Source organism: Streptomyces sp. NPDC025806 (assembly GCF_055558275.1).
On record NZ_JBVHMU010000003.1, the window covers coordinates 436,063 to 457,996 of the forward strand.

Genomic DNA, 21,934 nt, shown 5'->3' on the forward strand with positions numbered 1-21,934 from the left:
TTCGTGCCCGAATTTCCTGATGCCCCGTTTTCGTACGCCCCGTGCTGTGGACAATAAGGGCATGAGTCAGCAGGGGGACAGGCCCGTCGGTCGACCGCTCCAGGAGGACGACTGGTGGGGGCAGTTGTACGAGAACGAGCGCGCCGTCGACGACACCGGCCCCACCCCGGCGGCCGACACCCTCGACGACCGCTTCGCCTCGGCCGGCGCGCTCGCGGCTCCGTCGCCGGGCGAGCCCGAGGAGCGCGATGCGTCCGACGAGCCCGGGAAGCCCGCGCCGGAAGGGGGCGGTTTCGGGGTCCGCACGTTCGTGCCCGGCCCGGTCCCGGCGCCCCGTGCCGTACCGGAGGCCGCCGATCCGGTCGAAGCCGAAGCCGAGCCCGTTGAACCCGAGCCCGTCGGGGTCGCCTACGTAGGAGACGGCCCGCCCACCTACGACGCCGAACCCACCGCGCTGCCCGCCGCCGACCCAGAGGACCTCGACGACCTCGTCGCCGACACGGTCCTGGACGGCGCCCGGTACGGGGCCTGCACCCTGCGGGCCGTCTCCGTGCGGGGGGACTCCGCCCGCTACCGGGGCGAGCCGAGACGGGACAGCCTGCTCACCGCACGGTTCGGCAGCGGCACCGGGGCGCTGATCCTCGTCGCCATGGCCACCGGCACCCGCGCCGTCCCGGGCGCCCACCGCGCCGCCGCCGAGGCCGTCGACTGGATCGGGCGGGCCGTCGGGCTCAGCCACGCCCGGCTCGCCGACGACATCCGCACCGGACGCCGCGGCGACCTCAAATCGGGGCTGCACCGGCTCACCGACCGCAGCCTCGGCAAGCTGCGGGCCGGCGCCGCCGAGCAGGGCCTGGACCCCGACGCGTACGCCGCGACCCTGCGCTGCCTGCTCGTCCCCGCCGACCCCCGGTGCCGCACCCGCGTCTTCTTCGGGGTGGGCGGCGGCGGACTGTTCCGGCTGCGCGACGGCGACTGGCAGGACATCGAGCCGAGCGTCGCCGAGCAGAGCACCGGCGCCCCCGTCGTCGGGTTCGGGGCCGCGCCCCCCGAAGCGACCCCCGAGGGCGACCGGCTCACCATGGACCTCGGCATCACCACCCCGCCCAGCCCCTACGAACCGGCCCCGGAACCGCCCCGCGCCCCCTTCCTGTTCCGGGCCTCCGTCGCCCGACCGGGTGACACCCTGCTGCTGTGCACGGCGGGCCTCGCCGAACCGCTGCGCGGCGAACCCGAACTGGCCCGGCACCTCGCGGGCCGCTGGGCGCCCGACGAGCCCCCGGGCCTCACCGCGTTCCTCGCGGACGCCCAGGTCAGGGTGAAGGGCTACGCCGACGACCGCACGGCCGCGGCCGTCTGGGAGGCGTGACCGGGAGGCGGGACGGCGCCCCGTATGAATTCATGGAACCTGGACAGAAGTGGGCATACAGCGATCTGGGTTCCGAAGGGGCGCGTGAGTCATGGCCAAGCAGAACGTCGCCGAGCAGTTCGTCGACATCCTCGTCCGCGCGGGCGTCAGGCGCATGTACGGAGTCGTCGGCGACAGCCTCAACCCGGTCGTCGACGCCATCCGCCGCAACAGCGCCATCGACTGGATCCACGTACGGCACGAGGAGACCGCCGCGTTCGCGGCCGGCGCGGAGGCCCAGATCACCGGAAAGATGACCGCCTGCGCCGGGTCCTGCGGGCCCGGCAACCTGCACCTCATCAATGGCCTCTACGACGCGCACCGCTCGATGGCGCCCGTCCTGGCGCTCGCCTCGCACATCCCCTCCAGCGAGATCGGCCTCGGCTACTTCCAGGAGACCCACCCCGACCGGCTCTTCCAGGAGTGCTCGCACTACAGCGAGATGATCTCCAGCCCCCAGCAGATGCCGCGCGTGCTCCAGACCGCCATCCAGCACGCGGTCGGTCGGTCGGGTGTCAGCGTCGTCACGCTGCCGGGCGACGTCGCGGACCAGGCGGCGCCCGAGCGGTCCGTCGAGACCGCGATCGTCACCTCACGGCCCACCATCCGCCCCGGCGACACCGAGATCGACAAACTCGTCGAGATGATCGACGAGGCGGAGAAGATCACCCTGTTCTGCGGCAGCGGCACCGCGGGCGCGCACGCCGAGGTCATGGAGTTCGCCGGGAAGATCAAGTCCCCGGTCGGCCACGCCCTGCGCGGCAAGGAGTGGATCCAGTACGACAACCCGTACGACGTCGGCATGAGCGGCCTGCTCGGCTACGGCGCCGCCTACGAGGCCACCCACGAGTGCGACCTGCTGATCCTGCTCGGCACCGACTTCCCCTACAACGCGTTCCTGCCGCACAAGGACGTCAAGATCGTCCAGGTCGACGTGCGGCCCGAGCACCTCGGCCGGCGCTCCACCCTCGACCTCGCCGTGTGGGGCGACGTCCGCGAGACCCTGCGCTGTCTCACCCCGCGCGTGAAGCCGAAGGAGAACCGGCGCTTCCTCGACAAGATGCTGAAGAAGCACGCCGACCACCTCGAAGGCGTCATCAAGGCCTACACCCGCAAGGTCGAGAAGCACGTCCCGATCCACCCCGAGTACGTCGCCTCCGTCGTCGACGAACTCGCCGCGGAGGACGCCGTGTTCACCGTCGACACCGGCATGTGCAACGTGTGGGCCGCCCGCTACATCTCGCCCAACGGCCGCCGCCGCGTGATCGGTTCCTTCTCGCACGGCTCGATGGCGAACGCGCTGCCGATGGCCATCGGCGCCCAGTTCACCGACCGCGGCCGCCAGGTGATCTCGATGTCCGGCGACGGCGGCTTCTCCATGCTGATGGGTGACTTCCTCACCCTCGTCCAGTACGACCTGCCGGTGAAGGTCGTCCTGTTCAACAACTCCTCCCTCGGCATGGTCGAGCTGGAGATGCTGGTGGCCGGGCTCCCGTCGTACGGCACCACGAACAAGAACCCCGACTTCGCCGCCGTCGCCCGCGCCGCCGACGCCTACGGGGTCCGCGTCGAGAAGCCCAAGCAGCTCGCGGGCGCCCTGAAGGACGCCTTCAAGCACGAGGGCCCGGCCCTCGTCGACATCGTCACGGACCCGAACGCGCTGTCCATCCCGCCGAAGATCAGCGCCGAGATGGTCACCGGCTTCGCCCTGTCCGCCTCCAAGATCGTGCTCGACGGGGGAGTGGGCCGGATGGTCCAGATGGCCCGCTCCAACCTCCGCAACGTGCCCCGGCCCTGACCCTCCTCACGCCGGCCGCAGCCGCAGCGTCAGGATCTGGAACGGCCGCAGGTCGAGCGTGAGCCCGCGGTCCGAGGTGGCGGCGGGCCGCAGCGGCCGTTCCAGCAGGTCTGTCTCGTCGGCGCCCGCCACCGGGAACGACGCGGTCAGCGTCGCCGCGGCGCGCCCGCCGCGCGACTCGTAGAGCCGCACGATCACCTCGCCGCTCCGGTCCTCCGCGAGCTTCACCGACTCGATCGTCACCGCCGGGTCGTCGACCGACACGAGCGGTGCGAGCGTGGGCGCCGGCGCGATCCGCAGCGGCAGATTGAGCGCGAGCCCCTCCGCGACCGCGTCGCCCGTGCCCGCCCCCGGCAGCAGCGCGTACGTGAAGCGGTGCGTGCCGAGGTCGGTCTCCGGGTCGGGGCTGTGCGGCGCCCGCAGCAGCGTGAGCCGCACCGTCGTGCCGAGGCCCCGCTCGTGCGGGGTGCGCGTCACGTCGTGCCCGTACGTCGAGTCGTTGAGCAGCGCCACCCCGTAGCCGTCCTCCGCGACCCGCAGCCAGCGGTGCGCGCAGATCTCGTAACGGGCCGCGTCCCAGCCGGTGTTGGCGTGCGTCGCCCGGTTCACGTGGCCGAACTGGATCTCGGCCGTCGAGCGCTCCGCGTGCACGTCCAGCGGGAACGCCGCCTTCAGGACCTTCTCCGACTCCTGCCAGTCCACGTCCGTGACCACGTCGAGCCGCCGGCTGCCCGCCGCGAGCCGGTACTCCTGCGTGATCCGCGACGCCCCGAAACTCCGCACCACCCGTACCGCGACCCGCAGCGGCCCCTCCTCCACCAGCCCCACCGACTCGGCCTCGGTGAGATCGGTGCGGGTGTGCCGGTAGTGCGCGTCCAGATCCCAGGCGTCGTACTGCGTCGGATGGTCGGGGTGCAGCTGGAGCAGGTTGCCGCGCGCGCCGGGCGCGAGGACCTCCCGGCCGCCGTGGTCCAGATCCCGTACGGAGGCGAGCAGCCCGTCACGGTCCACGGCGACCGCCAGATGCTCGTTGGCCAGGACGATCGCCCCGTCGTCGACCGTCGCCGCCGCGTGCGCGCCCGGCCCCTGCGGGGCCGTGACCTCCCCGTCCAGCGACCGTACGGCCAGCCCGTCGACATCCACGCGCACCAACTGCCCGTCGTACGCGACGACTTCACTGCGGGGATACGGCGAAGCGTTCAGCACCGCGGGGCCGCCCCCGCCGAGCCGCCCCACCGCCTGTGCCGTGATCCCGTCCAGCTCCGCCAGCACCCGCGCGTACGTCTCCCGCGCCTCCCGGTGCACCCACGCGATCGAGGACCCGGGCAGGATGTCGTGGAACTGGTGCAGCAGCACCGTCTTCCAGATCCGGTCCAGCTCCTCGTAGGGATAGACGTACGAGGGATCGCGCAGGGCGGCGGCCGTGCACCACAACTCCGCCTCCCGCAGCGCGTGTTCGGACCTCCGGTTGCCCTGCTTCGTCTTGGCCTGCGTCGTGTACGTCGCCCGGTGCATCTCCAGATACAGCTCGCCGGACCACACCGGGGCCCGCTCCCCGTACTCCGCGTACGCGGTCTCGAAGAACGCGCCGGGCTTCTCGATCTCGACGCGCGGGGAGCCCTCCAGGGAGCGCAGCCGGCGCGCCTTCTCCAGCATCTCGCGGGTCGGACCGCCGCCCCCGTCGCCCCAGCCGAACGGCACGAGGGAGTGCGAGGCGGCGCCCTTCTCCGCGAAGTTCCGCTCCGCGTGGGCCAGTTCGGCCGCGTGGAACTGGGAGTTGTAGGTGTCCACGGGCGGGAAGTGGGTGAAGACGCGGGTGCCGTCGATGCCCTCCCACCAGAAGGTGTGGTGCGGCATCTTGTTCGTCTGGTTCCAGCTGAGCTTCTGCGTGAGGAACCACTTCGCGCCCGCCAGCTTCGCCAGCTGCGGGAACGCGGCCGTGTACCCGAAGGAGTCCGGCAGCCAGATCTCCTCCGTCTCCACGCCCAGCTCCTCCAGGAAGAACCGCTTGCCGTGGACCAGCTGCCGGGCCAGCGCCTCACCGCCCGGCATGTTCGCGTCCGACTCCACCCACATCGAGCCGACCGGCGCCCAGTTGCCGTCCGCCACCGCCTTCTTGATCCGCTCCCAGATGTGCGGCTGGTGCTCCTTCACCCACGCGTACTGCTGGGCCTGCGAGCACGCGAAGACCAGCTCCGGGTAGTCGCGGGCCAGCGCCGTGACGTTGGCGAACGTACGCGAGGCCTTGCGGACCGTCTCGCGCAGCGGCCACAGCCACGCCGAGTCGATGTGCGCGTGCCCGGCCGCCGAGACCCGGTGGGCGCTGGCGTGCGCGGGCCGGGCCAGCACCTCGGCCAGCTCGGCGCGGGCGCCGGCCGCCGTACCCGGCACGTCGTGCAGATCGAGCGCGTCGAGCATCCGCTCCAGGGCGCGCAGGATCTCGTGGCGGCGGGCCCGGTCCGGGTCCAGCTCGTGCATCAGCTCCGTGAGCACCTCGACGTCGAGCACCAGATGCCACACGGTCTCGTCGAGCACCGCGAGGTCGGCGGAGCGGAACCGGTACAGCGGGCGGTCGCCGGCCGTCCGCACGTCACCGAGGAACGTCGGCTCGAAGTCGCGCAGGACCGCCGGATTGGCCGCCGCCTCCAGCAGCAGGTGCACCGGCTCGCCGCCCGTGGCCCGCTCGGCGACCGTCAGATGGCGGTTGCGCGGATGGATGCCCTTGAGCGGGACGCCCGAGGCGTCGTACAGCAGCCCTTCGGCCTGGAAACCGGGGCCGTCGCCGCTGAATCCGGGGTCCACGACCACCTCGACATGCCGCCCCGCCCACGCCTGCGGCACCTCACCGGCCAGCCGGAACCAGCTCGTCGACCAGGGCGCGCCCCAGGCGGTGCCGGGCTCGAAGGGCGCGTACGTCCCCGCCAGCGCCTCGGCCACCGGGACCGGCTCACCGGGCGCGTGCCACACGCTCAGCGACAGCGGAACCCTGTCGGTGTACCGGGCCGGGCGCACGAACTGGCGCATCGCCCGCTCCAGGCGGCCTTCCACGAGGTGTCGGTCGTCGTGCACGGCGGCTCCTTCTTCCGATCTTCCCGAGGCCCGGATGCTTCCCCGGCTTCCCTACCCGGACGAAGTGGTGGACGAATCAACAAGAGTGCGGACAGGGCACATGGGCATGCATTGCGTGTACGCGTTCGAGAACAGACCGGGTGGGACGAGTCCAGAGCGAGGAAGGCACCGGGATCGGCGTGTGGGCGGGGGAATGGGACGGCAGGCACGAGGGGGCTCACCGGTGAGTGTCGGGAGCACCACGACGACAGCCATACAGGACGCGAAAGCGGCGGACGAGGAGGAAGCGCACCAGCTCAGACGCACCCTGGGCCGGGCGGACCTGCGGGCCGTGCCCGAGACCCGCCGGGCGGTGCGCGAACTGCTGCGGCACTGGGGCGACCCCGGACAGTCGGAGATCGCCGAGCTGCTGACCAGCGAACTCGTCACGAACGCACTGGTGCACACGGACCGCGAGGCCGAGATCACCGCGACCGTGCGGCCCGGCGGACTGCGGGTCGAGGTCAGGGACTACACGGGACGCAGACCCGAACCGCGCACCCGGCCCGCCGACGACGGGACGCACGGCCGGGGCCTGTTCCTCGTGGAGTCGCTCGCCGACGCGTGGGGCGTGAGCACGCCGGGCGCCGGCGATCCGGGCAAGGTGGTGTGGTTCGAGCTCACCGGCGACGCCGCCTGACCACGGGGTCGGGCGGCGTCGCCGGGGCGCGCGGTATGGGACCGGGCGTCAGCCGAACTGCTGCTCCAGGTCCTTGAGCTTCTGCTCCAGGGTGTCGAGCCGCGGCAGCGCCTGCGTGTCGTCCTCCGCCGTGAGGTCGACGGTCACCGCCGGCTTCTGGTCAGCGCCTCCTTTGACGGCTTGCAGCGAGGGCCGCGCGCGCAGCGGCAGCTGCTCCTGGGAGGGCTGGGTTCCCGGCGATATGGCGGGCTCCGTGCCCCCCTGCGGGGCGCCGCCGCCCGCCGTCACGGCCGGTACCGCCGCCGCCTCGGCCTCCGGGGCGTCGGCCCGGCTCAGATACGTGCGGTGCCCGCGGCTGAGCGCCCGCAGCTGCGCGCGCTCCAGCTTCTCGTGCTCGCGCCGCCGCGTCCGCTCCTGGGCCTTCTCCCGCTTGTCCTCGCGCACCTCGTCCACGGCCTCGTCGAGCGTCCGCACGTTCTCCAGGAGCATCAGCGACCAGGCGCTGTACGTCTCCCGGGGCGCGCGCAGCCACCGGACGATCCGGATCTGCGGCAACGGCCGCGGCACCAGGCCCTGTTCGCGCAGCGCCGCGCGGCGCGTCTGCTTCAGGGCGCGGTCGAAGAGCACCGCCGCCGACAGGGACATCCCCGCGAAGAAGTGCGGCGCGCCCGCGTGGTCGAGGCCGCGCGGGGCGTGCACCCAGTTGAACCAGGCGGCGGCGCCGGCGAACGTCCACACGAGTATGCGCGAGCCGAGCGCGGCGTCACCGTGGCTGGCCTCGCGCACCGCGAGCACCGAGCAGAACATGGCGGCGCCGTCGAGCCCGAAGGGGACGAGGTACTCCCAGCCCCCGGACAGGCTCAGGTTCTGCCGGCCGAAGCCGACCAGGCCGTGGAAGGAGAGTGCGGCGGCGACCGCCGCACAGCAGAACAGGAGCAGATAGGAAGCGGAGCCGTAGAGGGCCTCCTTGCGCCTGCGGCGCTCCTCGCTGCGCTCCCACGACTCGTCGGCCGAAGCGCCCTTCTTGCCGTCCCCGGCGCGCCTGCCGCGCGCGAGCACCGCCACCGCCGCCAGCATGCCCAGGAGCAGTACGGCGCCGGGAAGCAGCCAGTCCAGCGATATGTCGGTCAGTCTCATCTGGGGTCCCTTGCGTCGCGATAGGGCTTTTCGGGCGCCATAGTGGCCCAGCCGTCCGAGCCCGCAGGGGGGATTCGGGACAAGAGAACGCCATTGGAGTGCAAGGGGGCGCGCAAAATGGCCGTACGCTCGAACTCCCCTCGCAGGGATGAGAGTTGAGTTCGATTTTCCTCACCCGAACGGGTGGTTCGGGTGAGGGGGGGTGCGCTTCAGGCCGCGGCGGTCGCCGTCAGCTTCGTGACGCGGTCCGCGTCGCAGGTCCGCGGGCAGGTCACGCAGGTGTCCTCGGGCCGCAGCGTGTAGAAGAGGCAGCAGCTCGCCCGGTCGCGGGTCGGCAGCGGCCGGCCGTCGGGTCCGGTCAGCTCACGGAACGCCGCCTTGCCGACGTAGGGCTTGGTCGCGCCCGGCAGCAGCTCGGCCAGCTCGGCCATCGCGCGGCGCTCCTTGCCGAGCAGATGGCCGACGTACCAGAGGCCCTCGACGATCTCGTCCGTCGCCATGCCCCACAGGGCGCGCGGGCCGCGCCGCATCCGGGGGCCGAACCCGTTCAGGACGGGCTGGAGGTGCTCCGCGACCGCCGCCCGGACCTCGGCGCGCAGCGCCTCCTCGTCCGGGACGACCCGGGCGCCGGGTTGTGCCGCCGCCGGGTCGTCGGGCAGGCAGGCGAAATCGGTGACCCGTACGGCCATCCGGCCGAGCGCGCGCTGGAACGAGACGTGCGCTGCGGGGAAGCGGGGCACCCGGCGGTGCAGGAACCAGGGGACCGTGATCAGCAGGCAGGCGGGCCAGGCGTAGCGGTGCAGGCCGAAGCTCGCGACGACGTCCGGGCGGGCCCGCTGTCCGTAGTCCTTGACGACCTGCGCGTCGTCCCAGGCGAGGAAGCCGTCCAGTGCGGCGCCGCCCTCGGCGAGCTGCTCGGTGCGGACCCAGCCGGGCTCCGCGGGGAGCGGGGCGCCGGCGTCGAGCTCGATGACACGCAGGCTCGGGAACACCTCGGTGAGACGGGCGTACGCGGTCGAGACCGCGCTCTGCGCCGCGGCGGGCGCCGGGGTGACGAGGGTCATGCAGGGACCACCGAATCACGATCGTTTGCAGGTAAGCCTTACCTTACCCGAAGGTTTCGGGGTTTGAACTGCGGGCCGGGCGGCCTATGGTTCTGGGTTGGGTTCGGACAAATTGGCGAGGAACGGCAAGGAACGGCGGGGAAGCGGATGACCGGGGTCGAGCAGATCGGGGGGCGCGCGGCGCACGCGTCTGCGGGTTCGCCGGGTTCGCTCGACGGCCGCGGGGCTGCGGCTTCGGCTTCGGCGGAGCCCGTGCCGACGGTGCCGGAGCAGAGCCGGGGCGAGCACACGCACAGTGAGCCCCCCGCGCCCCGGGTCGCCCTGCGCGGGACCGTGGAGCGGTCCTCCGTGCGGGGGCAGGTGCTCGACGGGCTGCGGGCCGCGCTGCTCTCCGGCGAGCTGGCGCCCGGCGAGGTGTACTCGGCGCCGGCCCTGGGGGAGCGGTTCGGGGTCTCGGCCACGCCGGTCCGGGAGGCGATGCAGCAGCTGGCCCGCGAGGGGGCCGTCGAAGTCGTGCCGAACCGGGGCTTCCGCGTCACGGCACGGACGGCCCGCGAGCTCGCGGAGCTGGCGGAGGTGCGGGCGCTCGTCGAGGTGCCGGTGGTGTCGCGACTGGCCCGCACCGTGGCGCCCGCGCGGTGGGGTGGCCTGCGTGCCGCCGCGCTCGAGACGCTGGCCGCTGCCCGGGCCGGGGACGTCGCGCGGTACGCCGACGCGGACCGCGCTTTTCATCGGGCGGTACTGGGCCTTTCGGGTAACGAGCAGCTCGTACGCGTCGCGGACGACCTTCGGCGCCGGGTGGTGTGGGCCGGGGTCGATCTGGTCGGTGACGCGGCGCAGCACGTGGCGCTGCTGGACGCGCTGGAGTCCCATGACCTGGCCGCGGTCTCCCTGACCCTGTCCGCCCATTACGGCCCCCACGCCTCCACGATCTGACGGGTCCCGTCTGCCACGTGCCGGTTCGCCGCCGACTGCGGCCCGGTGGGGCTTCTCGCGCAGTTCCCCGCGCCCCTGATGAGGCTGCGCCTCATCGGGGAAATGCGACGCGAAGCGTCTGCATTTCAGGGGCGCGGGGAACTGCGCGACCAGCCCCCGCCGGGCCGGTGGTCGCCCGACAAGCGGGTGCTGAAACGGCGCTGCGTGGAACGTGTCAGGCCGCCGCAGGCAACGCGCTGGCCAGCCACGTAGGGACGCCCCCCAGGAGGCGGAAGAGGCGGGTCGCCTCCTCGCGCAGCCGCGCCTTCGTCTCCGGTTCGGGTTCGGCCTCGGCGAGGGAGACGAGGGCCGGCGCCGTGCCGACGAGGTAGCCGAGTTCCTCGCGCAGGCGCAGGGACTCGGCGAAGCCGTGGCGGGCCTCCTTGAGTTCGCCCTCGCGGAGGGACAGGCCCGCCAGGTGCCGCCACGTGAAGGACAGGAGCAGGGTGTCGCCGTGCGCCGTCGCCCCGGCGTGGGCCCGCCGGTACGCCGCCCGCGCCGCCTGCGGCGAATCCGCGAGGTTCTCCGCCATCAGCCCCCGCCGGAAGTCGAGCGCCGCCCGCCGCGCCGCCCCGGGCGCGATGAGCGCGGCCGCCCGCCCGAACGCGGAGCGCGCCTCGTCGACCCGGTCGCGTACCTTCAACAGCGTTGAGGCGTAGGCGAGTTGGCCGCGCTCGCAGGCCGCGGCGCCCCGCTCCTCGTCCGTCCCGGCGAGCGCCTCCGCGGCCCGCAGCGCGTCCTCCGCGTCCGCCCAGCCCTGCTCCGTGTACAGACACCGCTCCACGAACAGCGCCGCCCGTTGCAGCGCGGCGCCGGGATCGTCCGCCGCGTGCGGGTCCAGGAGGGCCGCCGCGTCGACCCAGCAGCCGCGCGAGCGCAGCCGCCATACCGCGGTCTGGAGTGGATCGTCCGCTGGGTTCGTTCCGGTACCAGACATGGCGGTATGCGCCACGTTGCCCTCCCCGAGCACGCCATCGAGCCGAGTTGCCGTGGCGGAATCTCAGCACGGATCACGGTGCCCGGCCAAGGGGGTGGGTGAAAGATTTCACAAAGGGGTGGGGTTCCGGACGGGTCCCGTAACCGATAGGGCCATGACGCCGTGTCAGCTCATGCGCAGGGCCAGGAAGAAGTCCAGCTTGTCCTCCAGGCGGGAAAGATCACGGTTCGTCAGTTGCTCGATCCGGCCCACGCGGTAGCGCAGCGTGTTCACGTGCAGGTGGAGGCGGGAGGCGCAGCGCGTCCAGGAGCCGTCGCAGTCGAGGAACGCTTCCAGGGTCGGGATCAGCTCGGCGCGGTGCTTGCGGTCGTACTCGCGCAGCGGGTCGAGCAGCCGGGCCGTGAACGCGCGCCGCACGTCGTCCGGCACGAACGGCAGCAGCAGCACGTGCGAGGCCAGCTCCTGGTGCCCGGCCGCGCAGACAAGGCCCGTACGGGCCGCCGCGACGCGTCGTGCGTGCCGGGCCTCCTCCAGGGCGCCGCGCAGCCCCTCCGCCGAGTGCACGGCCGCGCTGACGCCGATGGTGAGCCGTCCGTCGTCCGCGAGCCCCGCCGACAGCGGATCCCGGACGGCCGTCAGCAGCGCGTCCGCGATCAGGCCCTGTTCGGCGGCGCCGTCGTGGTCGGTGGGCACGGCGGGCAGCGGGACCAGGGCGATCGCCTCGTCGCCGCTGTGCGCCACCGCGATTCGGTCGGAGGGCTCGGGGCCCGCCGACAGCGGGTCGACGAGGATCTCCTCGAGCAGCGACTGGGCCACCTGGCCGCCCTCGAGATCGCTGTCCTGCCACTCGACGCGGGCCACGACGACCTGCCAGTGCGGGGCCGTCCCGAGCCCCGGCAGCAGCACCGGCGCGGCCACCCGCAGACGGGCCGCGATCTCGGCGGGCGCCGCGCCCGTCTGGACCAGCTCCAGGACCTCCTGGGCGAGCCGGCGCCGCACGGTGCGCGCCGCGTCCCGCCGGTCCCGCTCGACGGAGATCAGCTGGGTGACGCCCTGCAGCAGGTCGAGCCGCTCGTCGGGCCAGTCGCCCGCGTCCGCCTCGACGGCGAGCAGCCAGTCCGAGAGCACCGTCGCGCGCACGTCCCGCCCGCCGGCCGCGCCTGCCGCTCCCCGGCCGCCCCCGATCGGGAACAGCGAGTACGTCGTGCCGTCGATCGCCACCCGGTGCGGCGCGCGCCGGCCCGCCCGGGTCGCCGACAGGTGCTCGGCGGCCAGCCGCGCGCACACGGACGCCGGCAGGTCGGGCGCCGCCGCGCCGGCGCCCGCGATGGCCCGCCCGGCGGGGGAGAGCACCCACGCGTTCAGGTCGAGGTCGCTGCCGAGCAGGTCCAGGACCACGTCCGGGCCGCCGCCCGCCGGACCCGAGGTCATCAGGCGCCGGTGCCGGTCCACGACGGCCGCGAGGTCGCCGGCCCGCTCGCCGGAGACCTGCCGTACGACGTGCTCGGTGATGGTCGCGAACGCCACCGACTCGTTCACCGCGAACAGCGGCAGCCGGTGCCGGGCGCAGGCCTGCACCAGGTCCTCGGGCACATCGCCCAGCTCGGCCTCGCCCGCCGCCAGGGCGACGACTCCGGCAGACTGGAGAATGCGCACGAACGGCTCGGAATCGTCGGGCCCGCGCCGCCAGGCCAGGCCCGTGAGCACCAGCTCGCCGCCTGACAGATAGCGGCTCGGATCGCGCAGATCCGTGGTCATCACGCCGCGGACCGAGCGGTCCAGCTCGTCCTCGCCGCCGAGGAGCCTGAGGCCCAGCGCGTCCGTGTCCAGCAATGCGCGCAGCCGCATGTCGTCGTCGCCGCCGATCTGTCTCGAAGTGATGCCTTCCCGGGTCCGGAAGCCTGTGCCCACGGTGTCCGGAGGAAGTCGGAGGGGTTACTGATGTGCTCCGTTCATACGAATCTACAAGACACCTGTCGTGGTCAGCCAACTCCTTCATGGTTTCCGTGACTGACCCTGGCGGAGCACGCGGCGGTGTACTGGGGCCACTCCACGTGAACAGCACATGAACGAGCCCCTGCGATCCGCACATCCCGTGGCTCGAACGCAGCGCACACGATCCGAAGCACGACACGATCCACGCACCGCACGATCCACGAACGAGACCCAGAAGAGAGCCACTCATGGACTTCCTTCGCCCCGCCAGCTGGGAGGAGGCGCTCGCCGCCAAGGCCGAGCACCCCACAGCCGTGCCGATTGCGGGTGGCACCGATGTGATGGTCGAGATCAACTTCGACCACCGTCGCCCCGAGTACCTCCTCGACCTCAACCGCATCGGTGAGCTCGGCGAGTGGGAGGTGAGCGAAGAGACGGTCCGGCTCGGCGCCTCCGTCCCGTACACCAAGATCATGGAGAACCTGCGGACCGAGCTGCCGGGTCTGGCGCTCGCCTCGCACACGGTCGCCTCCCCGCAGATCCGCAACCGCGGCGGCGTCGGCGGCAACCTCGGCACCGCCTCCCCGGCCGGTGACGCCCACCCGGCCCTGCTCGCCTCCGGCTGCGAGGTCGAGGTCGAGTCGGTGCGCGGCAGCCGCATGATTCCGATCGACGAGTTCTACACCGGCGTGAAGCGCAACGCGCTCGCCGCCGACGAGCTGATCCGCGCCGTCCACCTGCCCAAGGCCGACGGCCCGCAGCAGTACTCCAAGGTCGGCACGCGCAACGCGATGGTGATCGCCGTGTGCGCCTTCGGCCTCGCGGTCCACCCCGAGACGCGCACCGTGCGCACCGGCATCGGCTCGGCGGCCCCGACCCCGATCCGCGCCAAGGAGGCCGAGCAGTTCCTGAACGCGGCGCTCGACGAGGGCGGCTTCTGGGACAACGGCAAGATCATCACCCCGTCGGTCGCCAAGCAGTTCGCGGACCTGTGCTCCGCCGCCTGCAACCCGATCGACGACGTCCGCGGTACCGCCTCGTACCGCCGCCACGCGGTCGGCATCATGGCCCGCCGCACGCTCACCTGGGCCTGGGAGGCCTACCGCGGCACCGCCGCCGGCACGGAGGGAGTCGCGTAATGCGCGTCAATTTCACGGTCAACGGCCGTCAGCAGGAAGCCGACGACGTGTGGGAGGGCGAGTCCCTGCTCTACGTCCTGCGCGAGCGCATGGGCCTGCCCGGCTCCAAGAACGCCTGTGAGCAGGGCGAGTGCGGTTCCTGCACCGTCCGCCTCGACGGCGTCCCCGTCTGTTCCTGCCTCGTGGCCGCCGGTCAGGTCGAGGGCCGCGACGTCGTCACCGTCGAAGGCCTCGCCGACTTCGCCGCGCAGCGCTCCTGCGGCTCCCACGAGCAGGGCGGCTCCTGCGGCACCTCCCTCCAGGAGGCCCAGGGCTGGTCCGCCAAGGGCACCGACTCGCAGACCGGAGAGGGCGCCGAACTGGCCCCCATCCAGCAGGCGTTCATCGACGCCGGCGCCGTCCAGTGCGGCTTCTGCACCCCGGGCCTGCTCGTCGCCGCCGACGAGATGCTGGAGCGCAACCCCAACCCGTCGGACGCGGACATCCGCGAGGCCCTCTCCGGCAACCTGTGCCGCTGCACGGGCTACGAGAAGATCATGGACGCGGTCCGGCTCGCCGCCGCGCGCCAGTCCGAGGAGGTCTGAGGACATGGCTGACACCCGTACCACCGGTATCCCCGCGAAGGTCACGCAGGGATCGCAGACCAAGGGCGGCATCGGCGAGTCCACGCTCCGCCCGGACGGCACCCTCAAGGTCACCGGCGAGTTCGCGTACTCGTCCGACATGTGGCACGAGGACATGCTGTGGGGTCAGGTCCTGCGCTCCCCGGTCGCGCACGCCGAGATCGTCTCGATCGACACCGGCGAGGCCCTCGCCACCTCCGGCGTCTACGCCGTCCTCACCTACGACGACCTGCCGACGGACGTGAAGAACTACGGCCTGGAGATCCAGGACACGCCCGTCCTCGCCCACGGCAAGGTCCGCCACCACGGCGAGCCCGTCGCGATCGTCGCCGCCGACCACCCGGAGACCGCGCGCCGCGCCGCCGCCAAGATCAAGGTCGAGTACCGCGAGCTGCCCGTCATCACCGACGAGGCCTCCGCGACCGCGCCGGACGCGATCCTCGTCCACGAGGGCCGCGACGACCACCACGCCGGGCACGTCCCGCACCCGAACATCGTGCACCGCCAGCCCATCGTGCGCGGGAACGCGGACGAGGCCGCCCGGCGCGCCGACGTCATCGTCAAGGGCGAGTACACCTTCGGCATGCAGGACCAGGCCTTCCTCGGCCCCGAGTCCGGTCTCGCCGTGCCGTCCGAGGACGGCGGCGTCGACCTGTACGTCGCCACCCAGTGGCTGCACTCGGACCTGAAGCAGATCGCCCCGGTCCTCGGCCTGCCCGAGGAGAAGGTCCGGATGACGCTCTCCGGCGTCGGCGGTGCCTTCGGCGGTCGCGAGGACATCTCGATGCAGATCCACGCGTGCCTGCTCGCCCTGCGCACCGGCAAGCCCGTGAAGATCGTCTACAACCGCTTCGAGTCCTTCTTCGGACACGTCCACCGCCACCCCGCGAAGCTCTACTACGAGCACGGGGCGACCAAGGACGGCAAGCTCACGCACATGAAGTGCAAGATCGTCCTGGACGGCGGCGCCTACGCTTCCGCCTCCCCGGCGGTCGTCGGCAACGCCTCGTCCCTGTCGGTCGGCCCGTACGTGATCGACGACGTCGACATCGAGGCGATCGCCCTCTACTCGAACAACCCGCCCTGCGGCGCCATGCGCGGCTTCGGCGCGGTCCAGGCCTGCTTCGCGTACGAGGCCCAGATGGACAAGCTGGCCGACAAGCTGGGCATGGACCGGGTCGAGTTCCGGCAGCTGAACGCCATGGAGCAGGGCACGATCATGCCGACGGGCCAGCCCGTCGACTCGCCCGCGCCGGTCGCCGAACTGCTGCGCCGCATCAAGGCGATGCCGCTGCCGCCCGAGCGTCAGTGGGAGTCCAGCGAGGGCGCCGACGTGCGCCAGCTGCCCGGCGGTCTGTCCAACACCACGCACGGCGAGGGCGTCGTCCGCGGCATCGGCTACGCCGTCGGCATCAAGAACGTCGGCTTCTCCGAGGGCTTCGACGACTACTCCACCGCCAAGGTGCGCATGGAGGTCATCAACGGCGAGGCCGTCGCCACCGTGCACACCGCGATGGCCGAGGTCGGCCAGGGCGGCGTCACCGTCCACGCGCAGATCGCCCGCACCGAGCTGGGCGTCACGCAGGTGACCATCCACCCCGCCGACACCCAGGTCGGCTCGGCCGGCTCGACGTCCGCCTCGCGTCAGACGTACGTGACCGGCGGCGCCGTCAAGAACGCCTGTGAGCTGGTGCGCGAGAAGGTCCTGGAGATCGGACGCCGCAAGCTCGGCACCTACCACCCCGCGTGGGCCACCGCCGAACTCCTCCTGGAGGGCGGCAAGGTCGTCACCGACGGCGGCGAGGTCCTCGCGGACCTGGTCGACGTCCTGGAGGACGAGGTCGTCGAGCTGGAGGAGGAGTGGCGCCACCGGCCCACCGAGGCCTTCGACCTGCGCACCGGGCAGGGCAACGGGCACGTCCAGTACTCGTTCGCCGCGCACCGCGCCGTCGTCGAGGTAGACACCGAGCTCGGCCTGGTCAAGGTCATCGAACTGGCCTGCGCCCAGGACGTCGGCAAGGCGCTCAACCCGCTCTCCGTGGTCGGCCAGATCCAGGGCGGCACCACCCAGGGCCTCGGCGTCGCGGTGATGGAAGAGATCATCGTCGACCCGAAGACCGCCAAGGTCAGGAATCCGTCCTTCACGGACTACCTGATCCCCACCATCCTCGACACGCCGACCATCCCGGTCGACGTGCTCGAACTCGCCGACGAGCACGCCCCGTACGGGCTGCGCGGCATCGGTGAGGCTCCCACCCTGTCGTCCACCCCGGCCGTCCTCGCGGCGATCCGGAACGCGACGGGTCTCGCGCTCGACCGGACCCCGGTCCGCCCCGAGCACCTGACGGGCACGGTCTCCGCCTGATCCGTCGGCCGGTCCGGCCCCCGCGGGGGCCGGACCGGTGAACCCCTGAAGGACCCGGCAGCACGCAGTCCTCCAGAACCCCTTGCGCCTCGGGCCGTCCCCCGGGTCGTGCAGCCATCCCAAAACCCGCCTGAACACGAGTATCGCGCGGGTGCCCCTTTGAACCTTGGGAAACGAGGCACCATGACCCAGCAGTCTGTGGAGCCGAAGACCACCGCCGACGACGCGGGCGCGGGAACGCGCCAGCCCGCCGGCAGGTCTTGGCTCGACCGGTACTTCCACATATCCGAACGAGGATCCTCCGTCGCACGCGAGGTGCGCGGTGGCGTCACGACCTTCATGGCCATGGCGTACATCCTGCTGCTCAACCCGCTGATCCTGTCCGGCAAGGACGCCGCCGGTGACACCCTGGGCCAGAAGGCCCTGATCACCGCGACCGCCTTCGCCGCAGCGTTCACCACGCTCCTCATGGGCTTCGTCGGCAAGGTGCCGCTCGCGCTCGCCGCGGGCCTGTCCGTCTCGGGTGTGATCTCCTCGCAGGTCGCCCCCCAGATGACCTGGCCGCAGGCCATGGGCATGTGCGTGATGTACGGCGTCGTGATCATGCTCCTGGTCGTCACCGGCCTCCGCGAGATGATCATGAACGCGATCCCGCTGGCGCTCAAGCACGGCATCACCATGGGCATCGGCCTCTTCATCGCCCTGATCGGCCTCTACAAGTCCGGCTTCGTGCACGTCGGCAAGGCCACCCCGCTCACGCTCGGCCCCGCGGGCGAACTCGCCGGCTGGCCCGTCCTGCTCTTCGCGGGCACGCTCCTCCTGATCTTCATGCTGCAGGCGCGCAACACCCCCGGCGCGATCCTGATCGGCATCGTCTCCGGCACCGTCGTCGCGATGATCCTCAACGCGGCCGGTGTCATCAGCCCCAAGCAGTGGGCCAACGGAGCGCCCGAACTGCACGGCAGTGCCGTCTCCACCCCGGACTTCTCGCTCTTCGGCAAGGTCGAGTTCGGCGGCTGGGGCCAGGTCGGCGCCATGACGGTCGGCATGATCGTCTTCACCCTGGTGCTCGCCGGCTTCTTCGACGCGATGGCCACCATCATCGGCGTCGGCACCGAGGCCAAGCTCGCCGACGACAAGGGCCGCATGCCGGGCCTGTCCAAGGCGCTGTTCATCGACGGTGCGGGCGGCGCCATCGGCGGTGTGGCGGGCGGCTCCGGCCAGACCGTCTTCGTCGAGTCCGCCACCGGCGTCGGCGAGGGGGCCCGCACGGGTCTCGCCTCCGCCGTCACCGGCCTGTTCTTCGCGGCCTGCCTGTTCTTCACGCCGGTCACCGCGATCGTCCCGCAGGAGGTCGCGTCCGCCGCGCTCGTCGTCATCGGCGCCATGATGATGATGAACGCCCGGCACGTCGACTGGGCCGACCGCGCCACCGCGATCCCGGTGTTCCTCACCGTGGTCCTGATGCCCTTCACGTACACCATCACCACCGGTGTCGCCGCGGGCGTCATCTCCTGGGTCGCCATCAAGATCGCCCAGGGCAAGGCGCGGGAGATCGGGGCCTTCATGTGGGGCCTGACCGCGATCTTCCTCGTGTACTTCGCCCTCAACCCGATCGAGGGCTGGCTCGGCGTCCACTGACGCCCGCCGCCCCTTCCACGTCATCGCCGAAGGAGACCGAGACATGCTGGACATCGCGGCAGAACTCAGCCGATGGGTCGAGCGGGGACGCGACTTCGCCGTGGCCACCGTGGTGGCCGTCGGCGGCAGCGCGCCCCGGCAGCCCGGCGCGGCGCTCGCCGTCGACAGCGACGGCACCGCGATCGGTTCGGTCTCCGGCGGCTGCGTGGAAGGGGCGGTCTACGAGCTGTGCCAGGAGGCGCTCGCGGACGGGGTCACCCGCCTGGAGCGCTTCGGGTACAGCGACGACGACGCCTTCGCCGTGGGGCTGACCTGCGGCGGCGTCATCGACATCCTCGTCACGCCGGTACGCGCCGGGGACCCGGCGCTGCGGGACGTGGTCGAGACCGCGCTGAGGGCCGCCGCCTCGGCGGAGGCGGCGGCCCTCGCCCGGATCGTCGCGGGCCCGGCCGACCTGCTCGGCCGCGCCCTCCTGGTCCGCCCCGACGGCACGTACGACGGCGGTTTCGGCGCCCATCCCGAGCTCGACCGCACCGTCGCCGCCGAAGCCGGTGCCTACCTCGACGCCGGCCGCACCGGCACCCTGGAGATCGGCGAACAGGGCTCGCGCTGCGGCGCCCCGCTCACCCTCCTCGTGGAGTCCTCGGTCCCGCCCCCGCGCATGATCGTCTTCGGCGCCATCGACTTCGCCTCCGCGCTCGTGCGGATGGGCAAGTTCCTCGGCTACCACGTCACCGTCTGCGACGCCCGGCCCGTCTTCGCGACCGCCGCGCGCTTCCCCGAGGCCGACGAACTCGTCGTCGAATGGCCCCACCGGTACCTGGAGCGCACCGAGGTCGACGGCCGCACCGTGCTGTGCGTCCTCACCCACGACGCCAAGTTCGACGTGCCGCTGCTCGAACTCGCGCTGCGCCTGCCCGTCGCCTACGTCGGCGCGATGGGCTCGCGCCGCACCCACCTCGACCGCAACGAGCGCCTGCGCGAGGTCGGCGTCACCGAACTGGACCTGGCCCGCCTGCGCTCCCCGATCGGCCTCGACCTCGGCGCCCGCACGCCGGAGGAGGTGGCCCTCTCCATCGCCTCGGAGATCGTCGCGAACCGCCGCGGCGGCACCGGCGTCTCCCTGACCGGCGCCCACACCCCGATCCACCACGACCCGACCGAGCCCCGCCGCATCGACTCGGTGGCCTGAGCGCGTCCGTGCGGGCCGCGCCGGCGCGGCCGGCGCCGCAGGCGGCGAACGCCGTCGCCGGGTGCCGCGTCGTCGTGGCTGATCGCGCAGTTCCCCGCGCCCCCCACGGGGCGCGGGGCGTCAACTCATGTCGGACAACAGGGCGTTCAGCGCCCGGCCGAAGACCAGGCGGCCCGCCGCGGCCAGGAGCGGGTCCGTCACGGCCGGTACCCCGCGCACCCGCAGCTCCTCGCGCCACTCCACCTGCGCCCCGCCGCCCACCAGGGCCCGTACCTCGAACTCGGCCCAGCCCAGGACCACCCGGCCGCGCTTCTCCATGCGGCAGCGGCGCGGCGGCTGCCAGGCGACCAGTTCCATCGGGTCGTCGAAGGCGAAGCGGGGGCCGAGGCCGGTGCGGGCCACGAAGGCGGTGCCGGCCGCGGTCGGGGGCGGGGTGAGGACGGTGACCCGGGTCAGCGGCACCACCGTGCCGTGCCGCTCCCAGTCGGTGATCCGGCGCCAGGCCTCGGCGGGGGAAAGCGGCGTTTCGCGGACGATCCGGATATCGGCGGCCATGGCGCGATGGTAGACGCGCCGCGCCCGGTGAGCTGCGCCACGTCCGTGAACGGGTGAGCGTGTCGCACGGCGGGGCATCAACTGGTGGGCCCCTACGGTCAGTTATGTAAACGATCATGAAGCAAGCCGGGCGCCCCGTCAGCCGGCGCCCGCCCCGCCACGCCCCCACAGGAGCAGACACCTCATGACCGCACCCGTCACCCCCACCGTCCTCGACCCCGCGGGCCGCGACCTGCACGCCGAGAACGACCGGCTGCGCGCCGCCCATCCCTGTGCCGCCCTGCTCGAACTGCCCGGCGGCATACGGGCCTGGGCCCCCACCTCGTACGACGTCCTCAAGGGGCTGCTCGCCGACGCGCGCGTGTCCAAGGACCCGAACCAGCACTGGCCCGAGTGGATCGCGGGCGAGCACCGCCAGTCCTGGATCGTCAACTGGGTCGGCGTCTCCAACATGTTCAACGCCTACGGCGCCGACCACCGCAGGCTGCGCACCCTGATCGCGCCCGCCTTCACCAAGCGCCGCACCGACGTGCTGCGCCCGCGGATCGAGCAGATCGCGGCCGAACTGCTCGACGCCATGGCGGCGGCCCCCGACGGCCGCGCCGACCTGCGCTCCGCGTACGCGCACCCGCTGCCGATGCAGGTCATCTGCGAACTGTTCGGCGTGCCCGAGGAACAGCGGGCCGACGCCGCCCGGCTCGTCGCCGGGATCATGGACACCACGGTGACGCCCGAACAGGCCCTCGCCATCCTCCAGGAGGTGCAGCGGCTCCTCGGCGCCCTCGTCGAGGCCAAGCGCGCGCAGCCCGGCGACGACCTCACCAGCGCCCTCATCGCCACCCGCGACGACGCGGGCTCGGGCCTCACCGAGCAGGAGCTGATCGACACCCTCCTCCTCGTCATCGGCGCGGGCCACGAGACGACCGTGAACCTCATCGGGAACGCCGCGCACGCCCTGCTCACCCACCCCGAGCAGCTCGCCCGGGTCCGCTCCGGAGAGATCCCGTGGAGCGAGGTCATCGAGGAGACCCTGCGCTGGGCGCCCTCGATCGCCAATCTCCCGCTGCGCTACGCCGTCGAGGACATCGACCTGCCCGACGGCACCCGGATCGCGGCCGGCGAGGCGATCCTCGCCTCGTACGCGTCGGCCGGCCGCGACCCGCGCCGGCACGGCCCGGACGCGGACCGCTTCGACATCGCCCGCGCCGACAAGGAGCACCTCGCCTTCGGCCACGGCGTCCACTTCTGCCTCGGCGCCCCGCTGGCCCGGCTGGAGGCGGCGATCGCCCTGCCGGCCCTCTTCGACCGCTTCCCCGGCCTCGCCCTGGAGGACGGCGCCGCGCATGTCGAGTCGTTCATCGGCTACGGGTACGGGAGCCTGCCGGTCCGGCTGAAGTAGCCGCTGCGGCACGCCCGT

Annotated in this window: 16 protein-coding genes; 10 read left to right on the forward strand and 6 right to left on the reverse strand. The window is 72.6% G+C overall.

Annotated elements, in window-relative coordinates:
* The first annotated feature begins 61 nt into the window (after positions 1-61).
* Positions 62-1,369, forward strand: a complete 1,308-nt coding sequence (locus ACZ4E1_RS09010; RefSeq protein WP_467537247.1) for a protein phosphatase 2C domain-containing protein — start codon at positions 62-64, stop codon at positions 1,367-1,369.
* Positions 1,370-1,460: 91 nt separating this feature from the next.
* On the forward strand, positions 1,461-3,206 hold the full coding sequence (locus tag ACZ4E1_RS09015; RefSeq protein ID WP_467537249.1) for a pyruvate dehydrogenase: 1,746 nt from the start codon (positions 1,461-1,463) through the stop codon (positions 3,204-3,206).
* A gap of 6 nt (positions 3,207-3,212) precedes the next feature.
* On the opposite strand, the gene ACZ4E1_RS09020 is transcribed toward ACZ4E1_RS09015, so the two are convergent.
* Positions 3,213-6,275, reverse strand: a complete 3,063-nt coding sequence (locus ACZ4E1_RS09020) for an alpha-mannosidase (protein WP_467537251.1) — start codon at positions 6,273-6,275, stop codon at positions 3,213-3,215.
* Between the two features lie 193 nt (positions 6,276-6,468).
* On the opposite strand from ACZ4E1_RS09020, the gene ACZ4E1_RS09025 reads away from it, so the two are divergent.
* On the forward strand, positions 6,469-6,954 hold the full coding sequence (locus tag ACZ4E1_RS09025; RefSeq protein WP_467537253.1) for an ATP-binding protein: 486 nt from the start codon (positions 6,469-6,471) through the stop codon (positions 6,952-6,954).
* A 48-nt stretch (positions 6,955-7,002) separates the two neighbouring features.
* On the opposite strand, the gene ACZ4E1_RS09030 is transcribed toward ACZ4E1_RS09025, so the two are convergent.
* Positions 7,003-8,091: a DUF2637 domain-containing protein gene (locus ACZ4E1_RS09030; RefSeq protein WP_467537255.1), complete on the reverse strand. Its 1,089-nt coding sequence runs from the start codon at positions 8,089-8,091 to the stop codon at positions 7,003-7,005.
* A 209-nt stretch (positions 8,092-8,300) separates the two neighbouring features.
* Positions 8,301-9,155: a (2Fe-2S)-binding protein gene (locus tag ACZ4E1_RS09035; protein WP_467537257.1), complete on the reverse strand. Its 855-nt coding sequence runs from the start codon at positions 9,153-9,155 to the stop codon at positions 8,301-8,303.
* Positions 9,156-9,302: 147 nt separating this feature from the next.
* Here ACZ4E1_RS09035 and ACZ4E1_RS09040 point away from each other — a divergent pair, with 147 nt between their 5' ends.
* Positions 9,303-10,091 carry a GntR family transcriptional regulator gene (locus ACZ4E1_RS09040; protein ID WP_467537259.1) on the forward strand — a complete coding sequence of 263 codons (789 nt, stop codon included), beginning with the start codon at positions 9,303-9,305 and terminating at the stop codon, positions 10,089-10,091.
* 214 nt (positions 10,092-10,305) lie between these two features.
* Here the strand turns inward: ACZ4E1_RS09040 and ACZ4E1_RS09045 are convergent, their stop codons facing one another.
* Both ACZ4E1_RS09045 and ACZ4E1_RS09050 read right to left on the reverse strand, forming a co-directional pair.
* Complete coding sequence (locus ACZ4E1_RS09045) at positions 10,306-11,082, reverse strand: hypothetical protein (RefSeq protein WP_467537261.1); 777 nt, start codon at positions 11,080-11,082, stop codon at positions 10,306-10,308.
* A 150-nt stretch (positions 11,083-11,232) separates the two neighbouring features.
* Complete coding sequence (locus tag ACZ4E1_RS09050) at positions 11,233-12,915, reverse strand: PucR family transcriptional regulator (RefSeq protein WP_467537608.1); 1,683 nt, start codon at positions 12,913-12,915, stop codon at positions 11,233-11,235.
* Between the two features lie 335 nt (positions 12,916-13,250).
* Between ACZ4E1_RS09050 and ACZ4E1_RS09055 the strand changes: the two genes are divergently transcribed.
* The 5 genes from ACZ4E1_RS09055 (at position 13,251) to ACZ4E1_RS09075 (ending at position 19,962) form a co-directional block, all read left to right on the forward strand.
* Complete coding sequence (locus ACZ4E1_RS09055) at positions 13,251-14,141, forward strand: FAD binding domain-containing protein (protein WP_467537263.1); 891 nt, start codon at positions 13,251-13,253, stop codon at positions 14,139-14,141.
* Entirely contained in the window at positions 14,141-14,725 is a 585-nt protein-coding gene (locus tag ACZ4E1_RS09060; protein ID WP_467537265.1) for a (2Fe-2S)-binding protein, read from the forward strand. Before ACZ4E1_RS09055 ends, ACZ4E1_RS09060 begins: the two co-directional genes overlap by 1 nt.
* A 4-nt stretch (positions 14,726-14,729) precedes the next feature.
* Positions 14,730-17,129: a xanthine dehydrogenase family protein molybdopterin-binding subunit gene (locus tag ACZ4E1_RS09065; protein WP_467537267.1), complete on the forward strand. Its 2,400-nt coding sequence runs from the start codon at positions 14,730-14,732 to the stop codon at positions 17,127-17,129.
* A 183-nt stretch (positions 17,130-17,312) separates the two neighbouring features.
* Positions 17,313-18,770 (forward strand): NCS2 family permease, encoded by a 1,458-nt coding sequence (locus ACZ4E1_RS09070; protein WP_467537268.1) that lies wholly within the window; start codon positions 17,313-17,315, stop codon positions 18,768-18,770.
* 43 nt (positions 18,771-18,813) lie between these two features.
* Positions 18,814-19,962: an XdhC family protein gene (locus ACZ4E1_RS09075; RefSeq protein ID WP_467537270.1), complete on the forward strand. Its 1,149-nt coding sequence runs from the start codon at positions 18,814-18,816 to the stop codon at positions 19,960-19,962.
* Between the two features lie 120 nt (positions 19,963-20,082).
* On the opposite strand, the gene ACZ4E1_RS09080 is transcribed toward ACZ4E1_RS09075, so the two are convergent.
* Positions 20,083-20,517, reverse strand: coding sequence for an SRPBCC family protein (locus ACZ4E1_RS09080; RefSeq protein ID WP_467537272.1), 435 nt, complete (start codon positions 20,515-20,517; stop codon positions 20,083-20,085).
* 184 nt (positions 20,518-20,701) lie between these two features.
* On the opposite strand from ACZ4E1_RS09080, the gene ACZ4E1_RS09085 reads away from it, so the two are divergent.
* Entirely contained in the window at positions 20,702-21,916 is a 1,215-nt protein-coding gene (locus ACZ4E1_RS09085) for a cytochrome P450 family protein (RefSeq protein WP_467537274.1), read from the forward strand.
* The last annotated feature ends 18 nt before the right edge of the window (positions 21,917-21,934 follow it).

What these genes read in the sequence shown, in the direction of transcription:
- ACZ4E1_RS09010 (WP_467537247.1), top strand. Translation starts at nt 62, where the DNA reads ATGAGTCAGCAGGGGGACAGGCCCGTCGGTCGACCGCTCCAGGAGGAC.
- ACZ4E1_RS09015 (WP_467537249.1), top strand. Translation starts at nt 1,461, where the DNA reads ATGGCCAAGCAGAACGTCGCCGAGCAGTTCGTCGACATCCTCGTCCGC.
- ACZ4E1_RS09025 (WP_467537253.1), top strand. Translation starts at nt 6,469, where the DNA reads ATGGGACGGCAGGCACGAGGGGGCTCACCGGTGAGTGTCGGGAGCACC.
- ACZ4E1_RS09030 (WP_467537255.1), bottom strand. Translation starts at nt 8,091, where the DNA reads ATGAGACTGACCGACATATCGCTGGACTGGCTGCTTCCCGGCGCCGTA.
- ACZ4E1_RS09035 (WP_467537257.1), bottom strand. Translation starts at nt 9,155, where the DNA reads ATGACCCTCGTCACCCCGGCGCCCGCCGCGGCGCAGAGCGCGGTCTCG.
- ACZ4E1_RS09040 (WP_467537259.1), top strand. Translation starts at nt 9,303, where the DNA reads ATGACCGGGGTCGAGCAGATCGGGGGGCGCGCGGCGCACGCGTCTGCG.
- ACZ4E1_RS09050 (WP_467537608.1), bottom strand. Translation starts at nt 12,915, where the DNA reads ATGCGGCTGCGCGCATTGCTGGACACGGACGCGCTGGGCCTCAGGCTC.
- ACZ4E1_RS09055 (WP_467537263.1), top strand. Translation starts at nt 13,251, where the DNA reads ATGGACTTCCTTCGCCCCGCCAGCTGGGAGGAGGCGCTCGCCGCCAAG.
- ACZ4E1_RS09060 (WP_467537265.1), top strand. Translation starts at nt 14,141, where the DNA reads ATGCGCGTCAATTTCACGGTCAACGGCCGTCAGCAGGAAGCCGACGAC.
- ACZ4E1_RS09065 (WP_467537267.1), top strand. Translation starts at nt 14,730, where the DNA reads ATGGCTGACACCCGTACCACCGGTATCCCCGCGAAGGTCACGCAGGGA.
- ACZ4E1_RS09070 (WP_467537268.1), top strand. Translation starts at nt 17,313, where the DNA reads ATGACCCAGCAGTCTGTGGAGCCGAAGACCACCGCCGACGACGCGGGC.
- ACZ4E1_RS09075 (WP_467537270.1), top strand. Translation starts at nt 18,814, where the DNA reads ATGCTGGACATCGCGGCAGAACTCAGCCGATGGGTCGAGCGGGGACGC.
- ACZ4E1_RS09080 (WP_467537272.1), bottom strand. Translation starts at nt 20,517, where the DNA reads ATGGCCGCCGATATCCGGATCGTCCGCGAAACGCCGCTTTCCCCCGCC.
- ACZ4E1_RS09085 (WP_467537274.1), top strand. Translation starts at nt 20,702, where the DNA reads ATGACCGCACCCGTCACCCCCACCGTCCTCGACCCCGCGGGCCGCGAC.